This is a genomic window from Streptomyces sp. Ag109_O5-10 (assembly GCF_900105755.1).
Lineage (GTDB): Bacteria > Actinomycetota > Actinomycetes > Streptomycetales > Streptomycetaceae > Streptomyces.
Map to the genome: position 1 here is coordinate 1 of NZ_FNTQ01000001.1, position 23,119 is coordinate 23,119.

General features: G+C 69.5%; 18 protein-coding genes and 2 pseudogenes. 6 read left to right on the forward strand and 14 right to left on the reverse strand.

Translation table 11 applies throughout. The features are described 5' to 3' along the window. Nucleotides 1-10: 10 nt before the first annotated feature. Nucleotides 11-259: a hypothetical protein gene (locus tag BLW82_RS00005; RefSeq protein ID WP_093496869.1), complete on the reverse strand. Its 249-nt coding sequence runs from the start codon at nucleotides 257-259 to the stop codon at nucleotides 11-13. An 814-nt stretch (nucleotides 260-1,073) separates the two neighbouring features. Here BLW82_RS00005 and BLW82_RS43750 point away from each other — a divergent pair. Continuing rightward, on the forward strand, nucleotides 1,074-2,312 hold the full coding sequence (locus tag BLW82_RS43750) for a hypothetical protein (RefSeq protein WP_143063607.1): 1,239 nt from the start codon (nucleotides 1,074-1,076) through the stop codon (nucleotides 2,310-2,312). Nucleotides 2,313-2,460: 148 nt separating this feature from the next. Here BLW82_RS43750 and BLW82_RS00015 read toward each other — a convergent pair whose 3' ends face one another. The 7 genes from BLW82_RS00015 to BLW82_RS00045 all read right to left on the reverse strand — a co-directional run bounded on the left by BLW82_RS00015 (nucleotide 2,461) and on the right by BLW82_RS00045 (nucleotide 10,970). Continuing rightward, nucleotides 2,461-3,024 carry a Uma2 family endonuclease gene (locus tag BLW82_RS00015; protein WP_093496871.1) on the reverse strand — a complete coding sequence of 188 codons (564 nt, stop codon included), beginning with the start codon at nucleotides 3,022-3,024 and terminating at the stop codon, nucleotides 2,461-2,463. Between the two features lie 297 nt (nucleotides 3,025-3,321). Beyond that, a complete protein-coding gene (locus BLW82_RS43755) occupies nucleotides 3,322-4,146 on the reverse strand; it encodes a hypothetical protein (protein ID WP_143063608.1) in 825 nt (274 codons plus the stop codon). A gap of 157 nt (nucleotides 4,147-4,303) precedes the next feature. Then, complete coding sequence (locus BLW82_RS00020; protein WP_371131261.1) at nucleotides 4,304-4,513, reverse strand: hypothetical protein; 210 nt, start codon at nucleotides 4,511-4,513, stop codon at nucleotides 4,304-4,306. A gap of 49 nt (nucleotides 4,514-4,562) precedes the next feature. Then, complete coding sequence (locus BLW82_RS00025; RefSeq protein ID WP_093496872.1) at nucleotides 4,563-5,135, reverse strand: transcriptional regulator; 573 nt, start codon at nucleotides 5,133-5,135, stop codon at nucleotides 4,563-4,565. Between the two features lies 1 nt (nucleotide 5,136). Next, nucleotides 5,137-6,735 (reverse strand): helix-turn-helix domain-containing protein, encoded by a 1,599-nt coding sequence (locus BLW82_RS00030; RefSeq protein ID WP_093496873.1) that lies wholly within the window; start codon nucleotides 6,733-6,735, stop codon nucleotides 5,137-5,139. Nucleotides 6,736-7,434: 699 nt separating this feature from the next. Beyond that, the gene (locus BLW82_RS00040) at nucleotides 7,435-10,260 is read right to left on the reverse strand and encodes an FtsX-like permease family protein (RefSeq protein ID WP_093507748.1); all 2,826 of its coding nucleotides are present in this window, start codon (nucleotides 10,258-10,260) and stop codon (nucleotides 7,435-7,437) included. Between the two features lie 5 nt (nucleotides 10,261-10,265). Continuing rightward, nucleotides 10,266-10,970 (reverse strand): ABC transporter ATP-binding protein, encoded by a 705-nt coding sequence (locus BLW82_RS00045; RefSeq protein WP_218162330.1) that lies wholly within the window; start codon nucleotides 10,968-10,970, stop codon nucleotides 10,266-10,268. A 98-nt stretch (nucleotides 10,971-11,068) separates the two neighbouring features. Here BLW82_RS00045 and BLW82_RS00050 point away from each other — a divergent pair, with 98 nt between their 5' ends. From BLW82_RS00050 to BLW82_RS00060, 3 genes are all read left to right on the forward strand, one after another. Then, complete coding sequence (locus BLW82_RS00050; protein WP_093496875.1) at nucleotides 11,069-11,668, forward strand: helix-turn-helix transcriptional regulator; 600 nt, start codon at nucleotides 11,069-11,071, stop codon at nucleotides 11,666-11,668. A 207-nt stretch (nucleotides 11,669-11,875) separates the two neighbouring features. Beyond that, nucleotides 11,876-14,380 (forward strand): DEAD/DEAH box helicase, encoded by a 2,505-nt coding sequence (locus tag BLW82_RS00055; RefSeq protein ID WP_256215542.1) that lies wholly within the window; start codon nucleotides 11,876-11,878, stop codon nucleotides 14,378-14,380. 380 nt (nucleotides 14,381-14,760) lie between these two features. Then, nucleotides 14,761-16,410 carry an IS4 family transposase gene (locus tag BLW82_RS00060; RefSeq protein ID WP_093496876.1) on the forward strand — a complete coding sequence of 550 codons (1,650 nt, stop codon included), beginning with the start codon at nucleotides 14,761-14,763 and terminating at the stop codon, nucleotides 16,408-16,410. A gap of 41 nt (nucleotides 16,411-16,451) precedes the next feature. Here BLW82_RS00060 and BLW82_RS00065 read toward each other — a convergent pair. The 4 genes and pseudogenes from BLW82_RS00065 to BLW82_RS00085 form a co-directional block, all read right to left on the reverse strand. Beyond that, nucleotides 16,452-16,751 (reverse strand): annotated as a pseudogene (locus BLW82_RS00065) (integrase core domain-containing protein); the annotation flags it as partial. Nucleotides 16,752-16,758: 7 nt separating this feature from the next. Continuing rightward, complete coding sequence (locus tag BLW82_RS00070; RefSeq protein ID WP_093496878.1) at nucleotides 16,759-18,162, reverse strand: IS30 family transposase; 1,404 nt, start codon at nucleotides 18,160-18,162, stop codon at nucleotides 16,759-16,761. Nucleotides 18,163-18,212: 50 nt separating this feature from the next. Then, nucleotides 18,213-19,117: pseudogene (locus BLW82_RS44890) on the reverse strand (IS3 family transposase); the annotation flags it as partial. A 132-nt stretch (nucleotides 19,118-19,249) separates the two neighbouring features. Further along, complete coding sequence (locus BLW82_RS00085; RefSeq protein WP_093496881.1) at nucleotides 19,250-19,717, reverse strand: hypothetical protein; 468 nt, start codon at nucleotides 19,715-19,717, stop codon at nucleotides 19,250-19,252. 90 nt (nucleotides 19,718-19,807) lie between these two features. Here BLW82_RS00085 and BLW82_RS44895 point away from each other — a divergent pair, with 90 nt between their 5' ends. Further along, complete coding sequence (locus BLW82_RS44895) at nucleotides 19,808-20,092, forward strand: hypothetical protein (protein ID WP_256215543.1); 285 nt, start codon at nucleotides 19,808-19,810, stop codon at nucleotides 20,090-20,092. Nucleotides 20,093-20,602: 510 nt separating this feature from the next. Continuing rightward, nucleotides 20,603-20,881, forward strand: a complete 279-nt coding sequence (locus BLW82_RS00095; RefSeq protein WP_093496882.1) for a hypothetical protein — start codon at nucleotides 20,603-20,605, stop codon at nucleotides 20,879-20,881. 540 nt (nucleotides 20,882-21,421) lie between these two features. Here the strand turns inward: BLW82_RS00095 and BLW82_RS00100 are convergent. Both BLW82_RS00100 and BLW82_RS00105 read right to left on the reverse strand, forming a co-directional pair. Continuing rightward, nucleotides 21,422-22,402: an NADP-dependent oxidoreductase gene (locus BLW82_RS00100; protein ID WP_093496883.1), complete on the reverse strand. Its 981-nt coding sequence runs from the start codon at nucleotides 22,400-22,402 to the stop codon at nucleotides 21,422-21,424. A 48-nt stretch (nucleotides 22,403-22,450) separates the two neighbouring features. Further along, nucleotides 22,451-23,053: a nuclear transport factor 2 family protein gene (locus BLW82_RS00105; protein ID WP_093496884.1), complete on the reverse strand. Its 603-nt coding sequence runs from the start codon at nucleotides 23,051-23,053 to the stop codon at nucleotides 22,451-22,453. Nucleotides 23,054-23,119 lie beyond the last annotated feature (66 nt).

Sequence of the window (23,119 nt, forward strand, 5' to 3'; positions counted from 1 at the left end):
GGAGCCGACGTCATGTGAACCCGCCGCCGAGGCCGATCAGTAGCATGACCAGACAGCAGCCGGCGAGCAGGCCTTGCACCGTCGCCGTAACACGCATGCTCACGCTCCACGCCACCGCTGTGAAAATCCCAGCGCACACGGTGAGGGCTGCCAAGCCCGCGGGCACGATCCACGCGTCCACCACTCCCCCCAGCGCGAAGGGCAGCGCCCCAAGGACCACCCCGAGCAGCGCGACTGCTTCGAACACGACCAGGCCCACAGCCGCTAACACATCTCCAGCCCACTTCGCGTACTGCCTGCCTCTATCGTTCACCGCGGCAGCGTCCCCCGGAATCAGGAAGTCCGTCGGCTCATCCCCCCTACCGAGACCGGACCGGGACCCGGCCGACGCGGAGGCGACTGGACGGCGCGCGGAACGCAACGAGGGTAGGCGAGGGCATCTGCGTGGCAAGGCGGTGACCGGTGGGGAGCTCGAACAGGCCGTCGGCCAGGGCGCGGAACTCGGTTCCGGGACCGGTGGAGCAATCAGCGCAGGTGAGTGTGTGCATGGGGGTGCCCCTTTCAGGGTGAGGTGTCCTGGTGAGGCACGCGAGGCCGCGCAGTAGCTCAGGGCTCTGGGACGCCGGAGGCGGCCCGACCGGGGGCCGCGCCGGAGGAGTGGGGTCCGGCGCCCGGAGGGTGGTCCCGGGGCGGCGTGTAGCACCGTGGGGCCGCGCCAGGACCCCCATCCTGAAAGGTGGTTGGGGGGCAGATCTTGTTGTAGGCGATGACGACCGCAATGCGCAGGGCGGCCGCGGGCTCCTGCTGCTGGCGGACGGCTTGGTCAGCGGGGGCCGGCTGGTCGGTCATCGGGGCCTCTGGGCGGGACGGACGTGTGTCTTGAACGTAGCGGCGCGGGGCTACCTGGCTACCGGGTAGGTAGTCCTGTCTCGGAGCTACGAGAGAAGCACCTGGCGCGGTGGCGGCTCTTGCAACCATCTGGGCGTCGCTGGCGTGCTCGCAGAGCGGGTAGGCTCAAGGTTTTTTCTTTCAAGGCGGCATCTTGCGGGCCGAGGTTGCGACAGGCTTGATCCATGACGGTCACAGGCAGGCTTGATGAGTGGGCGCGTGTTCTCGACAGGGGTATCCGGTCGGTTGAACATTGGGCGGTCAGCCCTCCGTCGGCGTATTTGCGCGAGAGCCTGTATAAAGATCTTGCCCAATTGGCCGGGCTTCCCGGTGTCGCTCTCCCTGTTCGTATGGGGGTTGTTTTCGCTTCCCTGCGCATTAGTCATTACGACGCCAAGAGGAGAGGGGGGCAAATTTTCGCGGCATTGACGGCTGGTGTTACCGGATTTATTATGTTTCTCGCAGGGGCACATCAAGGATATAAAGCATACGAGGAGAGGCGCTCTTTCTATGATGGGCACTATCTCGACGACGGCAGGTGGGTGGGCGAACATTTCGACCCGTCCTCAAGTTTTATAGCTAGCTTCACCCTGGTCGCCCTGTTGAATATCGTCATTTATATAGTATGTCGCAGGTCGCGCTACACATTAACGCCCTGGCGAGTTCTGTCCTGGAGAATTTCGCTACCTGCAATGTTTTTCGCGACGTCTCCCCTGGTTAAATACACTGACGGCTCTCAATCTGTACTTGTGTACGCCTATCTGGGAGGATGGGTCGCGGCCAGCACGTTTTTCTGGTATTTCATCTTCAGCCTTGACGGGCGCGGAGGGGATGCAGCCAATCCGGGTGACAGGTTGCTGCTGGCCACGGCTGGTGTGGCTGCCTTTATCCACACACATAGTCGACGGCGTATGAGAAACGATGTCCGGTACAAGGCATGTCGGCAGCTTGACGGGCTGGCTCTTCTCGCTGAAAAAGACCTCATGTGGTCAGGCCGTGGACCTCGCCGGGTAAGAGTCGAGTTACGGCAGGACGCACTGCGTACCGCTGCGGTATATCGGTCACACCGTTTGTCCGTTGTCCGGGCTGACACGCGCGCGGAAGCGGACTTGATCGTTGCCTCACTGATGAATGCGTGCGCCGCGCTAGCCGCGAAAGACTTTTCAGGCTTGCTCGTTAATGCGCCAGAAAGCGTTGCGGAGCGCAAGCTATTCCAGCGCATCTTGACTCGTCTGTGGCCTTCAACTCTTTTCATACTTGCCGGAGTTGCACTGCCGTTCATACCTTCAATTGCCGAACAGCCAGTTCTTGCTGATAGCCTCAGGCTTACTTTAATTGTCACGGGTGTGTTGACTTTCGTGGCAGGGCAGGACACCGCCAGTCGAATTGTCTCGCCACTCGACAGAGTGTTGCCCTGGAAATAAACGCGGAGACACCTGAGCAACGTGCTTGCGAGTTGGTTCGGCTGCTCATCGACGCACATCCACCCGTCGCTGGGGCGGCGAGGCCGCCCTCGGAGCTCTGCGAGGACAGGGATCCTCGTGCGTCTGGTGGAGTCTCGTGCTCGCCTGGCTACTGGCGGGCGAGTCCGGCCGGGTCGATGTCCAAGGCGAACGGGGTGTGGATCTGTGTGGTGGTACCGGCGAGTGCGGTGATCGTTTCGACGTACCGGCCGCCGTGGAGTTCGCTGACGATCAGGCGTGGGGCCGGTTCGAACTCCAGGCGCCAGAAGTGCGGGATCGCGGCTTCGGCGTAGAGGAGGGGCTTGAACTTGCGGTCCATGGTCTTGTTGCCTGGGGAGACGAGTTCGACGACGAGCTGGACGGCGTCGGCGTCCACGCTGACGGTGTCTTCGGCGGTGGCGCCCGCGTCGGTGACCACCAGGTCGGGTACGACCAGACCGGACGGCAGCACGACGTTGACGGCTTCCAGGACCTCTACCGGGGCGCCGGCCGCGCGGGCGGCGGCGTCGAGGATTACGTGCAGCCGGAAGGATGCCCGCTGGTGACGGACTCCAGGCGCGGGCGACATCACCAGGGACTCTCCGAGCAGCTCGTATCGGGTCGTACGGTCCTCGGGCAGCGCCAGGACGTCAGGGACGGTCCAGGGCCCGGTGTGGTCGGTAGCAACGCTCATCGACTCCACCTCCTCCAGGTCGAGCGGCTTCCCTCAGTGTGCCGCCGGCACTGTGCTGCTGTCTGCGCCCGGATGGGAACAGCTACTGCGCAGCGGCCTGGCGGGCAGGCCGTCCCGCCAGGCCGCGGTGAGTACGGCGTCATCGGCGTCGTCCCAGTACCGGGAAACGGTCGGATCGTCCTCACGCCATTTACGGAGTCTTTTCCGTACCGCGTACAGCAGGCTGGATCCGGGCTCAGTACACCCCGCGGCATGGTCTCCGGCGCTCTGCTGGGCAGCCAGAGCGCCGGGGGGGACCTACTTGTCCGCTCCACAGTCTTTGAGCGGCTCCGGTGCAGGTATTTCAGAGTAGGGCGCCCCGGAGGGCTGGTTCATCATTCCCAATGGGCGAATTACTTTCCCAAACAGCGCCTTTGAGATTGAGGAGAGGTTCCTTTCGCTGACCGCCCACGAGCCTTTCAACGGTTGTAGAGGACCGGTCGAGGGCCGAGCCCATTGCTTGCCATAGATGTCGATGAAGGACACACCGGGAATCGTGTAGATAACGTCCGGGGTGGTCCCTGGGCCGAGTTGGTGCTCCGCAGCAGTCGGCGGGATGGTCACCCGGGAGCACGGGGGAATCGATCCCACGTACACCAGCGCCATGGATTCCTTGTAATCCATCGGCACGGAAGTTTGCCCTTCGAGTTTCGTGGAGAAGCCGACCACGACGTGATGGACCGGATCCAGTGAGCGATTCGTTATGAAACCGGTGGTCTGCGCCTTCTCCCCCATCTGAGTCCAGGTAGAAACCAGCACAGCCTGTTGACGGATTTCGCGGTCGGCATCCTCACGTGATTGAGCGAGCTGATCCTGAGCTGTCCGCACGCTGTAGTAGCTGGTCCAGCCAGAGAAGATCAGACCTCCGGCTGCTGCAAGCGCCGCAACCACTGTGCTGATCTGCATCCAGTCAATGCGCCGCTGCTGTGTTGCGGGGCCGGAGGGCTCCGGCTGTGTTGCGGGGTCGGAGGGCTGCCCTTGCGCAGCCGCGTCGCCACCGTCCGGCTGTGTTGCGGGGTCGGAGGGCTGCCCTTGCGCAGCCGCGTCGCCGCTAGCTGATCGGGCCTGTTGATCTTCACTCACTCCGGCAGGCTATCCACGCCCCCTGCCCCCTCGTGTAGCGAAATCGGAAATCCCCAAACGAGGAAACCGCTTACTCAGGTTGAATCCGCGACGTGCGGCTTGTTGATCAGGCCGTTGAGGTCCAGGCCGGTGGTCGACAGGCAGCCCCAGGGCTTGATCAAGTTCCTGGAGCGTCCGAGTCGGCTGTGATGTTCAGGTTTCGGAGTCCGTGTTCGGGTTTGTGGTAGATGGCTCGGGTGATCTTGGCGATGTTGTCGGCTCCGAGGATCTTCAGCGCGCCGATGGCGAGATTGCGGAAGGCGGCCATGGCGCGGGGGGCGGTGCCGGTGTGGACGGTGGAGGCGTCCTCGGCAGCGGCATTTTTCATTTCCGGTCGCAGGGCGACGTTTTCGAGCGCGGATTTTGCGGTTCAACGGTCAGGCGGCGAATCCGATGTTGGTGACGTACTCGTACTGGCCCCACTGGGAGCCGAGGTCGACGACCTGGTCCACCCAGGCCTCGTCGAGCGCGGAGTCGTCGTCGGCGGCCCATGCCGCGACGATCCGGTCCCAGCGGCGGACGTTCATGGTCCGGAGGGCGACCACGCGCTGGTGGGGTGGGGAGACGCGGGACTGGTCGAGGGGGTGGATCTCCACGCGGGTGCCGCGGCCGTCGCGGTTGAGGCGGGCGAGGAGGTAGCGGGCGACGTTCTCACGCCTGACCGTGCGGTAGGCCTGCTCGATCGCGGCGAGGCTGGCGCGGGAGGGCCGGCGGGTGCCGGCGAGCCAGGCCCGGATGGTGCGGGGTGTGACGGTGAGGCCGGCCGCGCGGGCGGCGGTGCGGGCGTGGTCGCTGCGGGTGAGGTAGTGCAGGCGGGCGAGCAGGCCTCGCCGGGCGGTAACCGGGGTGGCGATGTACCCGGCGAGGGCGTCCAGCTGCCGGGCCACAGCCTCATGGCCCTTGATGCCGCGGGCGCCGTACTTGCCGAAGTCGATGTTGCGTTCGGGCATGTCAGGCCTCTTCCGGGGTCGTAGGGGTGGCGTCGCCGACGGTGTAGACGTCCTTGACCTTGACCTCGGTCACGCCGCGCCCTTCGGGGAAGACAGCTTGCCAGTCGCCGGTGACGTGGAGTTCGTCGGTGCCCATGGCGCGGACGACCATGAGGCCTTCGTCCCAGGCGCGGTGGGCTTTCCACCAGAGGTTGGCGAAGGCCTGGGAGCGGATGAGGTGCATCCAGTCGGTGCGGTAGAGCTCGCGGTTGTAGTTCGACTCGCCCATGGTGGAGACGAACTTGGAGTACATGGCCTTGACGTACTCCAGTGTCACGTCGTCGCCGTCGGCGATCGCGGTGTCGCGGGCGTCCTTGAGGGTGATGCGGAACTTCTCCAGGAGGCCCTCGGTGGCCCCGGACGTCCACGACTCGTGGATGACGGGCGGGTCGCACAGGGCGTACTTCGGGCCGGAGATCCGCAGGAGCAGGCGCAGGGTCGGCTCGGTCACCCACAGCGGGCCCGGTTCGTCGCGGCTGCCGATGGGGTTGGGCAGTACCGCGTCGTGGTCCCAGTCGGGTGGGGTGATCAGGTGGATACCGGCCCGGCGGCGGTCGTGCCGGCCGCCGGTGGAGTGCTCCAGCTGCCCCAGCGGCAGGTGCGTCTTCAGCGCCGACAGGTAGGCGCCGTTGATGTCCAGGGCGGTCACCTCGTGGGCGCCGGTGGGGAGTTCGGGGCGGGTCCACTTCGGGCGGGCTTCCCAGATCTGGTCGGCGCCGCGCGCGGTCTGCTTGCGCAGGACGTCGGGCAGCCACGGGTGCGCGACGATGTCGTAGCGGCCGCCGAGGCGGGCCTGGTCGAGCAGGGCCATCGCGTCCGGGATCGCCCGCTTGACCAGGGCCTCGGTGGCGGCCGTGACGTCGCCGCCGTGCTCGGCGAGGGCGGCCGCGACCGCCGAGGAGATCCGGCCCGTGAGCGGGTCCGGAGCGTCGGCGGGCTGCACCCGGCGGCCGGCCGCCACAACCTTCACCCAGCGCGAACCCTGCCCCGGCCGGCCAGTACGGCTCTGCACGGGGGCCGGAGCAGGCGGAGGCGAGGGTGCGGGGGCCGCTTCGGGTGCCGGGGCCGGCTGCATGGCCATGGTGGTGCATTCGGCTGGGTCCAGGTGCTGGGGGAACCCGGCGACCTGGTGGCGGGCCGGCTGCCCGCACAGCACACACGGCCGTGGTACGGCAAGCAGGTCCTCGCCGCTGTCGTCGTGTTCCTGGCCGTCGTCGGCGGTGGCCGGTGCCGTCTCGGCAGGGCCGGCGCTACCGGCGGCCGCGGGGCCGGTGGCCGCGGGGCCGGTGGCCGTTGGGCTGTCGAGCTTGGCCTGTGCCTGTTGCAGGAAGTACGCGTAGCGCTCGCGGGGCTTGCCGCCGGGCTCACGGCCGGCTTCCCAGCCGCTGAGCGTCGACGCGCTCACGCCGACTGCGCGGGCCACCTGGGCCTTCGACAGGCCCACGCCTTCGCGCACCTGGCGGCGGACGTCCGGGCTCGGCAGCGGGACCTGCTGCCCGGCGCCGGCCAGGAGTGCGTCGATGGCCGTGAAGCCGGCGGTGTCGTTCGTGTCCCGGTCCATCGGGACTTCCTTCCTTGGTCGTCTGTGTGGTGCTGTGCGGGCCGCTGTGCATCCTGTCCGGCAGCAGACGGAGGGGGAAAGCCCGGTGGCTCTTCCGGGAGCATCGCCACAATAACTTACCGTGAGGCATTATGGTGTCTGCCAGACGTCTTCTCCAGCTCGCCGAAGGGCGCCTACCGATGACCACGGACCCTCCCCCCGCTCTCTCCGCGCCCGCGGCGCAGGAGCTGTGGACCGTCTCCACGGTGGCCGAATACCTGGGGTTCACAGGGGCATCGGCGACCGGTTCCGCCCGCAGGCAGCTGTCGCGGTGGGGCATCGCCGCGGTGGGACGGGAGCCTGGGCGCAGCGGTCAGTCGCTGTATCGGGCGGCGCAGGTCCGTGCGGCGCACCTGGCGCGCCCCGGGCGCGGTCGGCACGGGGCCCGCAGGAACGAGGGCGGGCGCTTCACGACGTCCTCGGACACGTAGGGGCTGTCCGGCCGGTCACGTCGCAGGAAAGCCGCGGTGACTGATCAGCCGAGGTGAGCGGGGTCTGGTGCGTCCGGCTGCAGGGCGGAGGCGGGAGTCGACGCGGTGGGGGCATCTCCCGGCCGGCGGCTGGGGGACGTCGGCGAGTGACGACAGCGCCGGAGGTGGGCGTGCCAGACCCCGTGTCTGCAGCACGGTCCGCCGGACAGCCCCCGGGGCCGGGGCCGGCTCACTCGGCGGCGAGCAGGTGGGCGGGGGCGATCCGGGACAGTCCCCGGATCGGCACCGTCAGCGCCGCACCCACCAGCGCGGTCGCCGCGAGCGTGGCCAGCAGCGCGGCGCCGGCGACCGTGAACAGGTGTCCGTGCAGCACGCCCCGGCCGAGGGCCAGCACCCCGGCCAGGCCGGCGGCCGCGCCGGACAGGCCGCCCAGCAGAGCCAGCCCGATCCCCTCGTAGAGGGTCAGCCTCGCCAGCTCGCGGTTGGTCCAGCCGGTCGCCCGCAGCACCGCGAGGTCGGCGGCGCGCTCGCGCTGCGAGATGACCAGGACGTCGACGGCGCCTGCGGCGCCCAGCAGCAGGGACAGGGCGACGCTCAGGTAGTCGGCCTCGCGTGCCTGCGCCACCACGGCGCTGCCGAGCAGCGACCCGGCCACCTCGCCCCGGAAGGCCAGCGTCAGCGCCAGCAGCACCGTGAAGGCGGCCACGCCCAGTGCCAGCCCCGCCGCGCCCAGCAGCGTGCGGCCCCGCACCCGCAGCAGGTTGAGCACGGCCAGCCCGGCCACCGAACGCACCGGGCGGGCGCGGCGGGCCGCCGTCACCGGGGGCCGGACGGCTTCCATCGGCCCCAGCCGGGTGGCCAGCCAGGCGGGGACCAGGCCCGCCGCCGTGGCGAGGAGGAGCGCCACCGGGAGCACGAGGAGTGACTTGACGCCGGCTTCGGGCTGTCCCAGCACCCGGCCCAGCACGTAGGCGAGCACCGCGCCCGCGGCTCCGGCGGCGAGGCCGATCACCGCCAGTTCGCCGAGGACCAGGCGCAGCACCTCGCCGCCGCTCCAGCCCAGGCAGCGCAGCGTGCCGATCTCGGTGCGGCGGGAGCGCACCGAGGCCAGCGCCGCCTGGCCCAGGAAGAGCGCGCACACCACGAGGACCAGCGCGAAGAGCACCGCGCTCTTGGTGTCCACCGCCCGCAGGATGCGCAGCGCCACGCCCTTGGCGACCCAGCGCTCCGTCACCCGCGCCGAGCCGCTCAGCGCGACCGTCTGCGGGGCGGGCGAGCTGCCGACGGTGACGTCGGCCTGGAGCCGGGGGTAGGCGGCCCGGATCGCCCCGGCCACGGCGTTCACCCGCGCCCGGGAGGCGGTGTCGACGCCGGTCACCCCGGCCACCCGGATCCTGATCGCGCTCACCGGCGCCTTGTCCTGCAGGCCCGGGACGCGGCGGCTCCCGGTGAGCGCGGTGATGGAGTCCATCGTCGTCAGCATGGTGGGCAGCGGGCTGACGTAGCCGCCCAGGTTGCGGTCGGGCTGCAGCGGTTTGCCGTGGAGCTTCGCCCGGGTCGCGCCGTCCGCGCCGGTGACCTGCGGGGTCTGGTAGGTCTCCAGCGGGGTGTCGGACAGTGCCGAGAAGCCGCGCAGCCGGGCGGTGTCGTAACGGCCGACCAGACGGACGAAGGGGTTGGGCAGGCGCCCGGAGTCGACGCCGTCACAGGAACCCAGCCCGATGCAGTCCGTGGCGGCGTGGCTGGTCACCTTCCGGTACTGGGTGCCCTGGTGGTTCTCCTCGGGGACGCCGGCGAACGGCTGCTCGTTCGAGTTGGTGATCCACAGGCTGCGCTGCTGCGGCGGCTGGGTCTGTGCGGCGAGGTCGCCGTCGCCCGTCCGGCGGTAGGCGACCGGGCCGACCGTCCAGTAGTCCCCGGTGTCGAAGGAGTCCTCGGTCAGCGCCTTCCGGTAGCCCTTGCTCACATCGACCCGGGTCGTGCCCACCGTGGTGCCGTGCAGGCCTCGGACGAAGCTGTCGGCGGTCGGGTTGCCCAGTTTCGAGGGCAGTTCGGCCGGGTCGCCGGTGTCGAGTCGCTGGACGGTGGCGTCGAGTGTGCCGGTGGTCAGCGGGCTGTCGCTGAGCAGCGCCGGGATGTAGGAGTCGTGCTGCCCGTGGACGCTCTTGGCGGACGACACCGTCCACGGCCTGTCCCGCTCGGTGAGCATCCGGCCCGAGGTGACGGTGGAGCCGAGGCCCACCAGCTTGTCCTCGGCCGCCGGGTCGACGGCGGACAGCAGCACGGGGTAGCTGACCGGGACGTCGATGGTGGCCCTGTCCCGGCCGGACTGGCAGTTCATCCGCGAACTCAGGTCCGGGTCGAACGGTGACTTGTCCCTGAGGTCCTCGGCGATGATGTTCGGCTTCAACGGCAGTCGAAGGTTGAACTCGGTCTGCTCGGTCTTGTCCCAGTTGAAGTAGAAGCAGACGTCGTACTTCCCCTTGATCCGGTACCGCCGGGTGCTCTTGTCGGCCGTGCCCGCTTCCAGCGTGTCGGACTCGAAGAGGCCGTCCGACTCCGACGCCGTCGTCAGGGGGGTGCGGGTGAGGTAGACGTACTCGTCGGAGGTGCGGTAGGTGCCCAGTCCGGAGGTGAGCGTCGGGCTGATGCGCAGGATCTGCCGGGACGCCCTGCCGTCCAGGAAGCGGGACACGTCCACGGTGACGGTGCTCGACACCATGAGGTAGCCGATGTTGGCGACCGGCGCGGCCACGTCGACCCCGGCCATCCCGCCGATGCGCCGGTACTGGTCCATGGTGATGCCGCCGAACGTGCCGGACAGGAAGTTCGGCGTGACCAGAGCGCTCTGCCGCTCCACGGCCGTCTGCGAGTCGGGCGGGCGCACCAGCACGTCGTACGCGGACCGGGCGTTCTTCCGTACGGTGCCCACGGTGGTCGCCCGGCTCGTGCTCACCGTCGCGGTCAGCAGGGTGAAGCTGGTCGCCGCCACCAGGATTCCGGCGGCCAGGGCCAGCGCGCGCCCGCGCCGCCGCCGGAGCTGATCGAGGATCATCGCCATCACGGACGCAGCCCCCCCAGCCGGTGCAGCACGTCGCCGGCCGGCGTGACCCGCTGGTCCGAGGTGATCCTGCCGTCCTGCAGCCGCACCACCCGGTCCCCGTTGGCGGCGACCTCCGCGTCATGGGTGGCGATCAGCATCGTCATCCCGTACCGCTCGCGCAGCGACATCAGCAGGTCGATGATCTCCCGCCCGATGACGCTGTCCAGGTTGCCGGTGGGCTCGTCGGCCAGCAGCAGTCCCGGCCGGTTGACCAACGCGCGGGCGACGGCGACGCGTTGCTGCTGACCGCCCGACAACTGCGCGGGCAGGGCGTCGGCGCGGTGGTCCAGGCCGACCGCTTCGAGCAGTTCCATGCCGCGCGCACGCCGGTCGAAGTCCACCCTGCGCGGCAGGACCGGGGCGAGCACGTTGTCCAGCGCGGTCAGCGCGGGCAGCAGGTGGAAGCGCTGGAAGACGAAGCCGATCCGCCGGCGGTGCCGGTCCAGGTCCCGGCGCACCAGCTCCGTGCCGTCGATCTCGACGTGCCCCTCGTCGGGCCGGTCCATGCCACCCGTCACGTGCAGCACGGTGGACTTGCCGGCCCCGGAAGGGCCGGTCAGCATCACCGCCTCGCCGGCCGCAACCTCCAGGTCGACCCCGTCCAGCGCGGTCAGCCCGGGATACCGGCGGCTCACCCCGCGCAACGCCACGCTCACAGCCATAGATGCAGCCTCGCCCTCGCACATCGCGGCACGTACCACCACCGCACATACATTGCGGCAATTCAGGGGTATGTTGTCACAATGTAGAAGGGACGTATATGCCGCTCCACCACGCCGTGCTCGCGCTGCTGACCCGGCGGCCGAATCACGGATACGAACTCAAGGCCCGCTTCGAGGAGGCCATCGGCCCGCAGTGGGGTGGCCTGAACATCGGTCACCTCTACCAGATCCTCGAACGGCTGGTCCGGGACGGCTATGTCTCGCGCTCGCAGGTCGCGCAGACCGACCGGCCCGACAAGAACCTCTACACGCTCACCGAGGCGGGCGAGGCCGAACTGCGCTCCTGGGCGACCACCGCCTGGGTGCGCGTCGGCGGCTTCCGCGACGAACTGTTCCTGAAGCTCCTCGGCGCCTCCGCCCTGGGCCCGCAGGCCCTGACCACGCTGATCGAGGCGCAACGGCAGACGTACCTGTCCGAACTGGCGGGCCTGGCCCGCCGGCGCCGGGCCCACGCCGACGAGCCGCTGGTCGCCGTCCTGATCGACGCCGCCATCGCCCACACCAAGGCCGACCTCGGACTCCTGGACAGCGCCGCACAGCATCTGGGACCGCTCGCGGCGGCGCAGGGCGGGGCCGGGGAGGCCGACGGCCAAGGCGGCTTCGGCGGGACGGGCGGCTCCCGCGCGGAGTCCGCCTGAGCCGGACAGCGCCCCTTCAGGAGCGCGGGGAACTGCGCGACCGGCCACGGCCGTGCCGGGGCCGGCGGACGGCCTGCCGCGGCATTCCGAGGGGCTGGTTCGGCAGCGCCCCTACAACCCCACCGCCCCCCGACACGCACAAGGGCGGCCGTCGCACGGCCGCCCACCCACTCACCGGAGCAGATCAGACCTGGAGGACCCCCTCTCGTGACCGTCACGCTGCGCCCGCATCAGGCCGAGGCCGTCGACGCGGCCCTGCGGCACCTCTGCGAACAGCCCGGCCGGGGCATCCCGCCCGAGGGCTTGCGCACCCAGGTCATCGCCGCCACCGGTTCCGGCAAGACCCTGATCGGCGTGACGGCAGCCGGCCGCCTGTCCGCACGCCGGGTCCTGGTCCTGGTCCCGACCCTGGACCTGCTGCTGCAGACGGCCGCCGTCTGGCAGGCGGGCGGGCGACGCGGGGCGATGATCGGGGTGTGCTCGCTGCGGGGTGCCGACAGTCAGGGCGTGCCATGCACGACGGACCCGGACGAACTGATCGCGTGGACCGCTGGCGATGAGGCCGTGACCGTGTTCGCGACGTACGCGTCAGTGGGTGTGGGGACGCTTCAGCAGGCTCATGCTGCGGGTCTGCCGGTGTGGGACCTGATGGTCGTGGACGAGGCCCACCGGGTCAGCGGTGACGCCGGGAAGCCGTGGGCGGCCGTGCACGACCAGGCCCAAGTCCCCGCTGTGCGGCGGCTGTACATGACCGCCACGGCACGCGTGTGGGAAGCAGGTGGCGGCGGGGAGCGGCCGCGGCTGGTCGCCTCGATGGATGAGGACTCCGAGGTGTTCGGGCCGGTCGCCTACAAGCTGAAGCTGTCCGAGGCGATCCGGCTCGGTTTGGTGGCGCCCTATCAGGTGCTGTGCCTGGACATCCGCGACCCCCACCTCTACGCCGCGATGACGACCGAGGCGACCGGCTCCGACGCGGTCCGCGGGGCCCGGCTGGCGGCCGTGCAGACCGGGCTGATGCGGGCGGCCGTTGAGGAGCGGTTCAGGCGGGTGCTGTCCTTCCACAGCCGGGTCGGCGAGGCGGAGGCGATGGCGGCCGCCGTGCCGGTGACCGCAGGCCGCCTCGCCGAGGACGACCCGCAGACGTTCCCGCCGGCCGAGCAGGTGTGGGCGCAGTGGCTGTACGGCGAGCACGCCCCCGCCCACCGCCACCGCGTCCTGGAGGAATTCGCGTCCGACTTCCTCGGGGGTGCCGGTTTTGAGGGCCGGAATGTGCGCGCGGAACTGCGTGTCCTTTCGTCGGTGCGTGTTCTGGGTGAAGGCGTCGACACGGCCGAGTGTGACGCGGTGCTTTTCGCGGATGCGCGCGGCTCGATGGTGGATATCGTGCAGATGGTCGGGCGTGCTCTGCGGATGCGTCCTGGGGTCGGGAAACTCGCCACTCTGATCGTTCCGGTATTCCTCGGCGAGGATGAGGACGCGGACGAACTGCTCACCTCGGATGCGTACGGGACCCTCGCGAAGATCCTCGGGGCGCTCCGCGCGCACGACACGGAGACGATCGAGGCGCTCGCCGATCCCCGGGTCCGCAACGCCCGTCCGGCGACGAGTGAGGACGGCGGCGGCCAGGACCAGGGCGACGACCACGACGACGAGGACGGCGAGGACGGCGGCCAGGAGCAGGACGTCGTCCGGGTCGGTGCCGCGGCGGCCGGGGTCCTCAGGTTCAGCGAGGAACGCGACCCGGCCGCCCTCGCCCAGTTCGTCCGGCTCCGGGTCATCGACCCCGAGGCCGCGTACTGGCGGCGCGGCATCGAGGCCGCCACCCGGTGGCGGCGGGAGACCGGCAACACCGAACTGCGGGTGCCGTACACGTACGTCACGCCGCAGGACTGGCCGGCGATCGGCGGGCATCCGCTCGGGGTGTGGGTGGCCGACCAACGCCGCTACTACGCGGCCGGGACCCTGGAGGCGGCCCGCGTCGCCGAGCTGGAGGCACTGGGGATGGTGTGGTCGGTGCAGGCGTCCGCGTGGGACGCCGGCCTCGCCGTCGCCCGGTCGTACGCCGCAGTGCACGGGCATCTCCTCCCGCCCACCGGGGCGGTGTGGGGCGGCGACAACTTCCCCGTCGGTGTCTGGCTGAAGAACCAGCGCGCAGCGGCCCGCAAGGCGGCCGAGAACACCGAACGACGCGCCGCCGGGGAAACAGGCGTCTCCTACGCCGGAGAGCTGCCACAGGCTCGTACGGCGGCTCTGGCCGACCTGGACCCCGGATGGTGCCCGGCATGGGAGATCGGATGGCAGCGCAGCTACCGGCTCGTGCTCGCTCACGTGAAGGCCGGCGGCACGCTCCCGGGCGGACCCGGTGAACTCATCGTCCAGGGCGAGGACCTGGGGGTGTGGGTGACCGGGCAGCGGGCCGGGTGGGAACGGCTCATGCCCGCGCAGCAGTGGCTCCTGGAATCGGTCGGCATCGAGCCCGCCGCCGAGGGCGGGGCGCCCCGGCCGCAGGACGCCCGATGGAACGCCAACCTCACCGCCGCCCGCCAGTTCCACGCCCGGGAGGGACATCTCCAGGTACCCCGCAAGGCGGTAGAGATCGTGGACGGCGAGGAGTACAAGCTCGGGGCATGGCTCGACAACACCCGCCGCAGAGCCGCCAAGCTCAGCCCCCAGCGGCGTACGGCGCTGGACGCGCTCGGCATGCGCTGGTAGCCGGCACGACCGGACATGACAGCGGCCCGCCCCGAAAGATCCAGGGCGGGCCACCGACGTGTGCGTGGTCGTGAAGGGCGGTCGCCTACGCGGCGAAAGGCTCCATGAGGCTTCAGCCGAACGATCGTCCTCATGGGCAATAGGTGAGGCCCGGGGACACTGTCCCCTCCACAACCACGCTCTCTGTAACGCGGGCAGGCGCCCGCCCATTCCCCGGAGGCAGGCAAAGCCGGCACCGGCCGCCACCGGGCCTTAACCCAAGGCCGGGTAGTTAGCGTTTCCGCAGGTCCTGCAACCACGTTGAGGGTTCGAGGCGAAAACACAACGGAGCTCGTTGGTACAGGCAGTCGACCAAGACAGCTTGTACGTGAGGAGCTCCGTTGCGGGTTCATTCTGCCCTGCCGTCCGCGGTGACGGCCATCACTCGTACGGTGACCGTGGCCGCGGGCCGGTTCGCTCCGGGGCACTTGGGAGAGCTGACCGCCTTGGTGCCGTTCGAGCTCGTGGACTCGGTGCTGACGGAGACGCGGACGGTGCAGCGGCGGCTGCGTGATCTGCCGTCCCGGGTCGGGATGTACTTCCTGCTTGCAATGTGTCTGTTCCCCGAGGTCGGCTACCGGCTGGTCTGGGACAAGCTCACCAGCGGCCTGGCCGGGATACCGGTGGCCTCACCGAGTTCGAAGGCCCTGCGGGACCTTCGCCGGCGGCTGGGGGCCGCGCCGGTGCGGTCGCTGTTCGAGGTGCTTGCCGGGCCGCTGGCCCGCCCGACCACGCCGGGTGTGCGTCTCGGCGCCTACCGGACCGTGTCCTTCGACGGCTGCAGCTCGCTGCGAGTGCCCGATTCACCCCGCAACCGGGCCTGGCTGGGGCGGACGGCCCATCACGGTTATCCCACGCTGGAGCTGATGACGCTGGTCGAGACCGGGACGAGGTCCCTGATCGGCGCGGTGTTCGGCCCTACCGACGAGGGCGAGACCGCCTACGCCTGCCGACTGCTGCACCTGCTGAGGCCGGACATGCTGGTGCTGTGGGACAAGGGCTTCGACGCCAACGCCTTCCTCGCCCAGGCGACCGCGACCGGCGCGAAGGTACTGGGCCGACTCCGCAGCAACCGGCGCACCCCGGTCCTGGCCCGTCTCGACGACGGCTCCTATCTGTCGGTGATCGGCACCGTCAACGTCCGGGTCATTGATGCCGAGGTCACGGTGACCTGTGCCGACGGCACCGTCTTCGCCGGCTCCTACCGGCTGGTCACCACCTTGACCAACGCCCGCCGACACCCCGCGACAGTGCTGATCAACCTCTACCACGAGCGCTGGGAACAGGAGAGCGCGTACTACGCGCTCCGCCACACGATCATGGCAGGCCGGAACCTCCGCTCGGGCGACCCCGCCGGCCTCGAGCAGGAGATGTGGGCTCTGCTCACGCTCTACCAGGCCCTACGGGCCGTGATGGTCGAGGCCGCCGAGTCCGTCCCCGGCACCGACCCCGATCGCTGCTGCTTCACCGTGGCACTCCAGACCGCCCGCGACCAGGTCGTCCAAGCCGTCGGGATCGTTCCCGACGAGCGCGGATGCCTCGGACTGATCGGCCGCCGGGTACTGGCCCGCCTCCTTGCGCCCCGCCGCCACCGGACCAGCACCCGCAAGGTCAAGTCGCCGATGTCCCGCTACAGCGAGCGACGCGACGACGGCCGCCCAGATCGCAGCCGCGCCATCACCGACCTCGCCGTCACCGTCCTCGAACCCGGCCCCGAACAGCCACCTCTGCCCACGGCCTCCCGAGACGACCGCTACATCGCCCCAGTTCAGCGCCGACGTCATCGCGTCCTCGCCCTGCTGCAGGACGACCCGACTCGCCTATGGAGACCCGCGGAGATCGCCGCCCACTTCGGCGACATCACCCTGCACACCATGTATCGGCAGCTGTCCCGATGGGCCAACACCGGACTCATACACAAGCTCGGACCGGGCCTCTACGCAGCCACAGCCTGGACCTCAACCCCCTTGCCACCAGCACAAACAGGCTAACTACCCGGCCTTGGGCCTTAACCCGGATTCTTGGACACGGGCTATGCGGCTTGGGCCAGGGTAGTTGCTGTCGTGGCGAGTGCCGTCTCGTAGGCGATGGGACTGCGTTGTCCGAGGCGGGAGTGACGGCGTCGGGTGTTGTAGCGGTTGAGCCAGCCGAACGCGTCGAGTCGGGCCTCGCGTTCGCTGGGCCAGGTCTTGCGGCCCTGGAGCGTCTCGCGTTTGAAGGTCGCGTTGAAGGACTCGGCGAGTGCATTGTCCGCGCTGGAGCCGATCGCGCTCATGGACTGGCGGACGCCGGCCTGACGGCAGGCGTCGGCGAAGGCCCGGCTGGTGTACTGGTTGGACTCAATCGGTCGTCGCAACACCAGCTACCTGAAGAGATAGTAGGTGCTCATTGAGGGCCTCGGCGGGTGTCTTCCATCCGAGAGTTTTGCGGGGTCTGTTGTTGACGGTGAAGGCGACGGCCTGGAGCTCGTCGGCGTCCCAGCGGGACAGGTCCGTGCCCTTGGGAAAATACTGGCGCAACAGGCCATTCGTATTCTCATTGGTGCCGCGCTGCCAGGGGCTGTGGGGGTCGGCGAAGTAGACCTGCAGCCCGCTGTCGATGCGGAGTTGGGCATGCTGGGCCAGTTCCGTGCCGCGATCCCAGGTCAGTGACCTGCGCAGCTGTTCGGGCAGCGTGGTGATCGTGGCGGTGATCGCGTCCTTCACGGCCTCGGCGCCCCGGCCGGCCAATGCGGGCCCGTTCTTGGTGCGCGGTTCGGTGCCGAAGCCTTCCATCCGGGGCAGGTGCAGCAGCATCGTGAACCTGGTGCTGCGCTCCACGAGCGTGCCGATCGCGGACCGGCCAGTGCCGATGATGAGATCGCCTTCCCAGTGGCCCGGGACGGCCCGGTCCTCGGCCTCAGCGGGCCGCTCGCTGATCAGCACGTCGGCGGTCACATGCCCGCGGATGCTCTGCCTGGAGCGTTCCCGCGGGACGCGTAGTGACCGTCCAGTACGCAGGCAGGCGACCAGCTCTCGCTTGAGCGCCCCGCGCCCCTGGACGTAAAGAGCCTGGTAGATCGCCTCCGGGGAGATGCGCATGGACTCATCATCGGGGAAGTCCGCCTTCAGCCGCTGCGATATCTGCTCCGGGCTCCACGCTGTGGCCCAGAGGCGGTCCTGCCGCCTCGGCTTGTTCCGGCCTTTCCACGGCGCCACCTGCGGACCCGCAATGGTCCTCCCGCCCACGGCATGGACGAGGGTTCCGGCCAGCCGGTCCTGGACGTAGTCGTGCAGGCGCTGGTTGGCCACCAGCTTCGCGGTCTTCGGCCGCTGCGCACGCCGCTCGGCATGCCACTGCGCCAGCGAGGCCCGGTACTCCAGGTGGTAGGTCCGAGTCGAGGCGTTGCGCCGCAGCTCCCGCGAGATCGTCGAGGGCGAACGCCCCAGACGCCGCGCGATCGCACGGACGCCGACGTCTCGTGCACGTAGCAGAGCGATCTCCTCCCGCTCGGCGAACGACAGGTATCGGCCCGAGACTGTCGGGGCAAGACACGGATTCACCCCGCCAGCATGCCGAAACCACCGTGATCCCACTGCCGGGGAGACCTCGATCGCGGCCGCCGCGTCCACCGAGCTCAACCCCCGCGCGATCGCCTGCCAGAACCTGACCCGGTCCTCACGCCAGGCGACACTCGGACGACCCGGCGAAGGCATCTGCCCGCGATACTCCCGCGCCGCCCGCTGCCGATTCCCCACACCCATTCGCAAACCTCCAGCTCACAGAGGTGTTGCGACGACCAGTTGAATCCGCCCTGGGCTCCGTGGTCGGTGTGTATGACCGCTCCAGCGAGGTTGCCGCGGGTGTGTTCGGCGGCGGCCAGGGCGTCGGTGACGAGGCCGGTGCGCATGTGGTCTGCGATGGCCCAGCCGGCCAGGCGACGTGAGGCGAGGTCGATGACGGTGGCCAGATACAGGAACTTCCCGCCGTCCAGCGGGAGATAGGTGATGTCGCCGACGTACTTCGTGTTCGGCTCGCTCGCGGTGAAGTCGCGGCCGATCAGGTCCGGGGCCTTCGCCGCGGCCGGGTCGGCGATCGTGGTGCGGTGCCTGCGCCGCAGCCGCAGTCCTGCCAGGCCGATGCCGCGCATTACCCGAGCGATGCGCTTGTGGTTGACTCGCTCGCCGCGGTCGCGGAGTTCGGCGGTGATCCTGGGAACGCCGTAGGTGCCGCCCGATTCGTGGTGCACGGCTCGTATCCGGGTGGCGAGGTGGGCGTCGGCCGCCTGCCGGGCGGCCCGGTCAGCGGCCGTCCGGCGCCAGTAGTAGAAGCTGGAGCGGGCGATGCCGAGGATGGTGCACAGCCGCTTCACGCCGTAGCGGCGGTGGTGGTCGGCAACGAACTGGAAGCGGTTCACCAGCGCGTCTCCCCGGCGAAATACTTCGCCGCCTTGCGCAGGATCTCGCGTTCTTCCTCCAGCTCGCGGACCTTCTGGCGCAGAGCGGCGTTCTCCGCCTCCAGCGGAGTGGGCGGCTCGGCGGGTACCTCTGCCCGGCGTCCCCGCGGCCGGCTCGCGCCGGCTGCCCGCACCCAGTTCCGCAAGGTCTCGGGGTTGATCCCCAGATCGGCGGCAACCTGCCGGATCGTCGCCTGGGGCCGCGACTGGTACAGCGCGACCGCGTCCGCCTTGAACTGCGGCGGATAGTTCTTCATGACCACGAGATGTCCGTCCTCAGATCCTCAGGATCCAGTGTCTCGTGTGTCCAAGATCAGGGGGCAAGGCCCGACCACCTAACTTGAATGGGTGATGTCGGGCTGGACGGCCGCACTTGGCTCCTGCTGAGACCCGAGTCAGATGTGGGCTCTGATCTGCTTCACGGGGTGCCCGAGTGTGTCGCCGATAGTGGCCAGTTCCTCGTCGCCGAACCAGTCACGTTCGGGGTTCCAGATGGCGATCTCGAAGCGGGCGAAGCCGCACGGCCAGTCGTAGTCCAACACGGCAAGCGACGTGGTGGCGCCGCAGCAGGGCACTTCCACGGCCAAGGTGGCGAAGCCGTCCCCGCAGTGGCTTTCCAGCAGGCCGGCGTACCACTCGGTGTCGATCGAGGCGCCGCAGTGCGGGCAGATGATCCGTTGCAGGTTGCCGCCGCAGTCGACGGGGGTGAGGGTGTCGTGCCAGGTGACGTCGATCTCGACTTCCACGCCGTCACGCAGGCCGGGAGCCAGGTCCGCGGCGAGCGAGGCAGTCCGCTCGGCCGCCGCCCGGTCGGGCTGCCACTGGGGACCGGTCGGAATGATCGACAGGACGTCGTCGCTCACGGGTCACTCAATTCGTCGGGCACACGTGTTCGGCCAGGTGCCGCGATCGTAGGGCCACGAGCCGGCTGACGTTCGCTGGATTCGTTACTCGTGGGTGGCAAGGCCAGTGCCGGCGAGGCAGCCCTCGACTATGTCCGGCCGGCCGAGGTCCTCCCGGAGGAAGCCGTCACCGCCCCCGAGGTCGGCCCGAAGTGCGCCCTGGCCGACGGCAGCCGGTACTCGCCGTACGACGACCGCCACCTCCACAGCGCGAGCAAGCCGGACGCCGACCACCTGGTCCCGCTCGCCGAGGCCAGGGACTCCGGCGCCTCCGCCTGGGCAGCCAAGGAAACGCGAGGCCTACGCCAACGACCTCGACGACCCCCCGCGCGCTGATCGCGGTCTCCGCAGCCTCCAACCGGTCCAAGGCCGACAAGGACCCCACCGGGTGGCCGCCCCCGTACGCCCCCTACCGGTGCGAGTACGTCACCAACTGGGTCGCCGACAAGACCCGTTACCAGCTGAGCGTCGACCCCGCCGAGCACAACGCGCTCGCCGAGCGCCTCGCCGCCTGCCCCGACCAGCCCGTCACCGTCGCCTACGCCCACTGAAACGGCGGTCCGGCCCGTCACCGAGGTCCGTCCGAACGGGCGGCGCGGACCGATCGGCACGTCCTTACCGATTCCACATTTAGGAAAGATTTATCCGCATAGTGGAAGTCATCGGGCTTCTCCGTTGTTGGACCTACCGGAGCCCTTCAGCGGCGACAGGAGAACAGTCCACAAGCTGTCGATCACCTCACCGACGGCGGACATGACGACACGACAGGCAGGACGACGACGTGAACCGACCGCCCGCCTGCCCTCACCGATCATCCTTCTGTGTACGAGGCCAAAGGAAACCACGATGCCTTCGCAGGTCTACCAGGTCAGCGTTCCTGCGCGGCTCAGCAACGGCCGCCAGGGAGTGCATGTATTCACCGGCCACGCCGACTGTCCCGCCGACGCGGTCCACGCCGCCCACAAGGCGTACGACGCGGCAGCCACCGCCCGACAGGCCGGGCCTCCCCGGAGAACCCGCCGACCGAGCGGCTGGACGGCCACCGGAATCCGTCCCGACTGGCAACTCGACTGGTCCGACGCGACGGCCTGCCTCTGGAAGCACTCCAAGCACGGAGAGCACTGAACGAATCAGCCCGACACCTCGAGACCTGCCGGCCGCGACCGCCCAGCACAACGCACTCGCCGAGCACTCGGGTCTGGAGCCGGTCCCGGTCGTCCGGAAGATCCCGCGAGTGGATCGAACGTATTTTTGTTCTAGGTGAGCGATCACACCCTTGAGCTCGCGCGTTCGGTTTCAGCTTTTCCTTCTGCCGTAGCGGCCGTGGGGGCTTTGTGGAGGATGTCCGCTGCTGCCCACACGCGACCCACGGTGGTGTGGCCGTGCCGGTTTCAGCGGACGACCGGACTGCGATCTGCCATGACCGGCATTATCGACCGTCCCACCGACACCCTGTCGGCCGTGGTGGCACATCACCATGCACAGCAGCCTTCAGCAACACCGAGCGTCACCACTCCACAAATGTTGGACCAGAGCCCGAGGCCGTGAACAAGGCCGTCGGCGAGGCACCTGAGCTGCACCATGGCTCTGACACCGTCGAGCCGACAGGTCGAGCTGCCAGTTCTTGGTGACCGCTCCCGGCCGGCCGCCCGGTCTCTGGCGCGATCACCCGTCCGCGTCCTCCTCCCGGAACCGCAGGACGAGGCGGCCGCGAACGCCCCCGGCCTCGAGGAGGCGATGGGCGTCGGAAGCCTGTTCCGGAGGAAAGGTCCCGGCGACCCGCAAGGTGAGGACGCCGTCCTCCGCCTGGGCGCGCAGGCGGTCGAGCCGGACGTGGTCGCCGAGAGAGTCGGGGACGTTGACCGGGTGCAGGCGGACGGAACGGCGGCCGAGTTCGCCGGGCGGCATGGCTTTGGCGCCTTCGCCGAGCAGTACGGCGATCCCTCCGCCGGGCCGGACCGCGGGTGCGAGGGTGGCCGAGCCGAGGACGGCTGCGTCCAGGAGGCCGTGCACGCCGCCGGGGGCCTCCCGCAGGATGTGGTCGGTGACGGCATCGCCGCGGGGTATCACGGTGTCGGCGCCGAGCGCGTGCACGAGCTCCCGGTCGGCGGGTGAGGCGTCGGCGATGACGGTGAGGCCGTCGGCCTTGGCAAGCTGGACGGCGTATCCACCGACGACGCCGGCCGCGCCGATGACGGCGAGGGTCTGTCCCGGGGTCAGGGCGAGCAGGTCGAGGGCCTGCCTGGCGGTGAGGCCGTTCATGGGGAGGGTCGCGGCCTGGGCGTATGTGACGCCGGCCGGTGCACGGACGACCCAGCTGGCGGGGAGGACCACGTATTCGGCGTAGCCGCCGGCGTGTTCCATGAGCGGCATGGTCATGACCGTCACCCGGTCACCGACGCGCAGGCCGGTCACCGACTCTGGACCGATCTCGTCCAGTACGCCGGCCGTCTCCATGCCGGGGATGTAAGGCGGTCCCGGCGCCAGGTGGGCGACCGCTCCGTTGCGCAGGTAGCGGTCCCCCGGGTTGACGGTCGCGGCGTGGACCCGAATGCGGACCTGGCCGGGACCGGCGTGCGGCTCGGGAATCTCGAAGATCTCCAAGGCTTCCGGTCCTCCGAAGCGGGACACTCCGACGGCTTTCATGGTTCTCCTTCCCGGGGTGCGGCAGCGCCCCAGAGGTCTGGCAGCGGGTCAGTCGGTCTTCTGCGGGGCCTGGTAGGGGCCCGTGTCGGGGAGGGTGTCCATGCGGTACCGCTCCAGCACCGATCCAGTGATGTACCAACGTCCGTCGATGCGCTGGTAGGTGTCGTGGTACTGGCCGTAGCCGTGGAACCCGCCGCCTGCCTTCAGGTTGACGTAGTCCTCCATGACCCAGGTGCCGGTTGCCGTGTCCCCCTTGACCGTGATGTTCGGAAGGAGGCCCTGGTGTGCGGTGGGGGCGTCGGCGATCAGGGTCTTGGTGGCCTTGACCAGTTCCGCCGGGCTGTTGAATTCCTGGCCGGTGTTGATGTGCGCGTCGGGCGTGAACAGCGCCTGGAGATCGGCCCACTGCTTGGTGTCGATGTCCTGGAAGTAGCGGGCCTTCAGCTTCTCGATGTCCTGGATGTCCGCGAGGGTGCGGACGGTCGAGGCGGTGGAAGCGCTGCTGGCCTTGTCGTCGTGCGAGTGGTGCGAACTGGCCGTCGCGGTACCGGTCGCCACTCCTCCGGCCAGGAGAAGGGCGGCGGCCGTCACCATGCCCGCCCGCTTGGAGAACCGTCGGCCGGAGGGAGTCTTGCTGCGGTCGGAAGTCATTGCTGTCCCTTTCTGGTGCGGCTTGCAAGTGCCGCGTTCGGGTAGCGCCCGTTCGGCGGCCCCCAA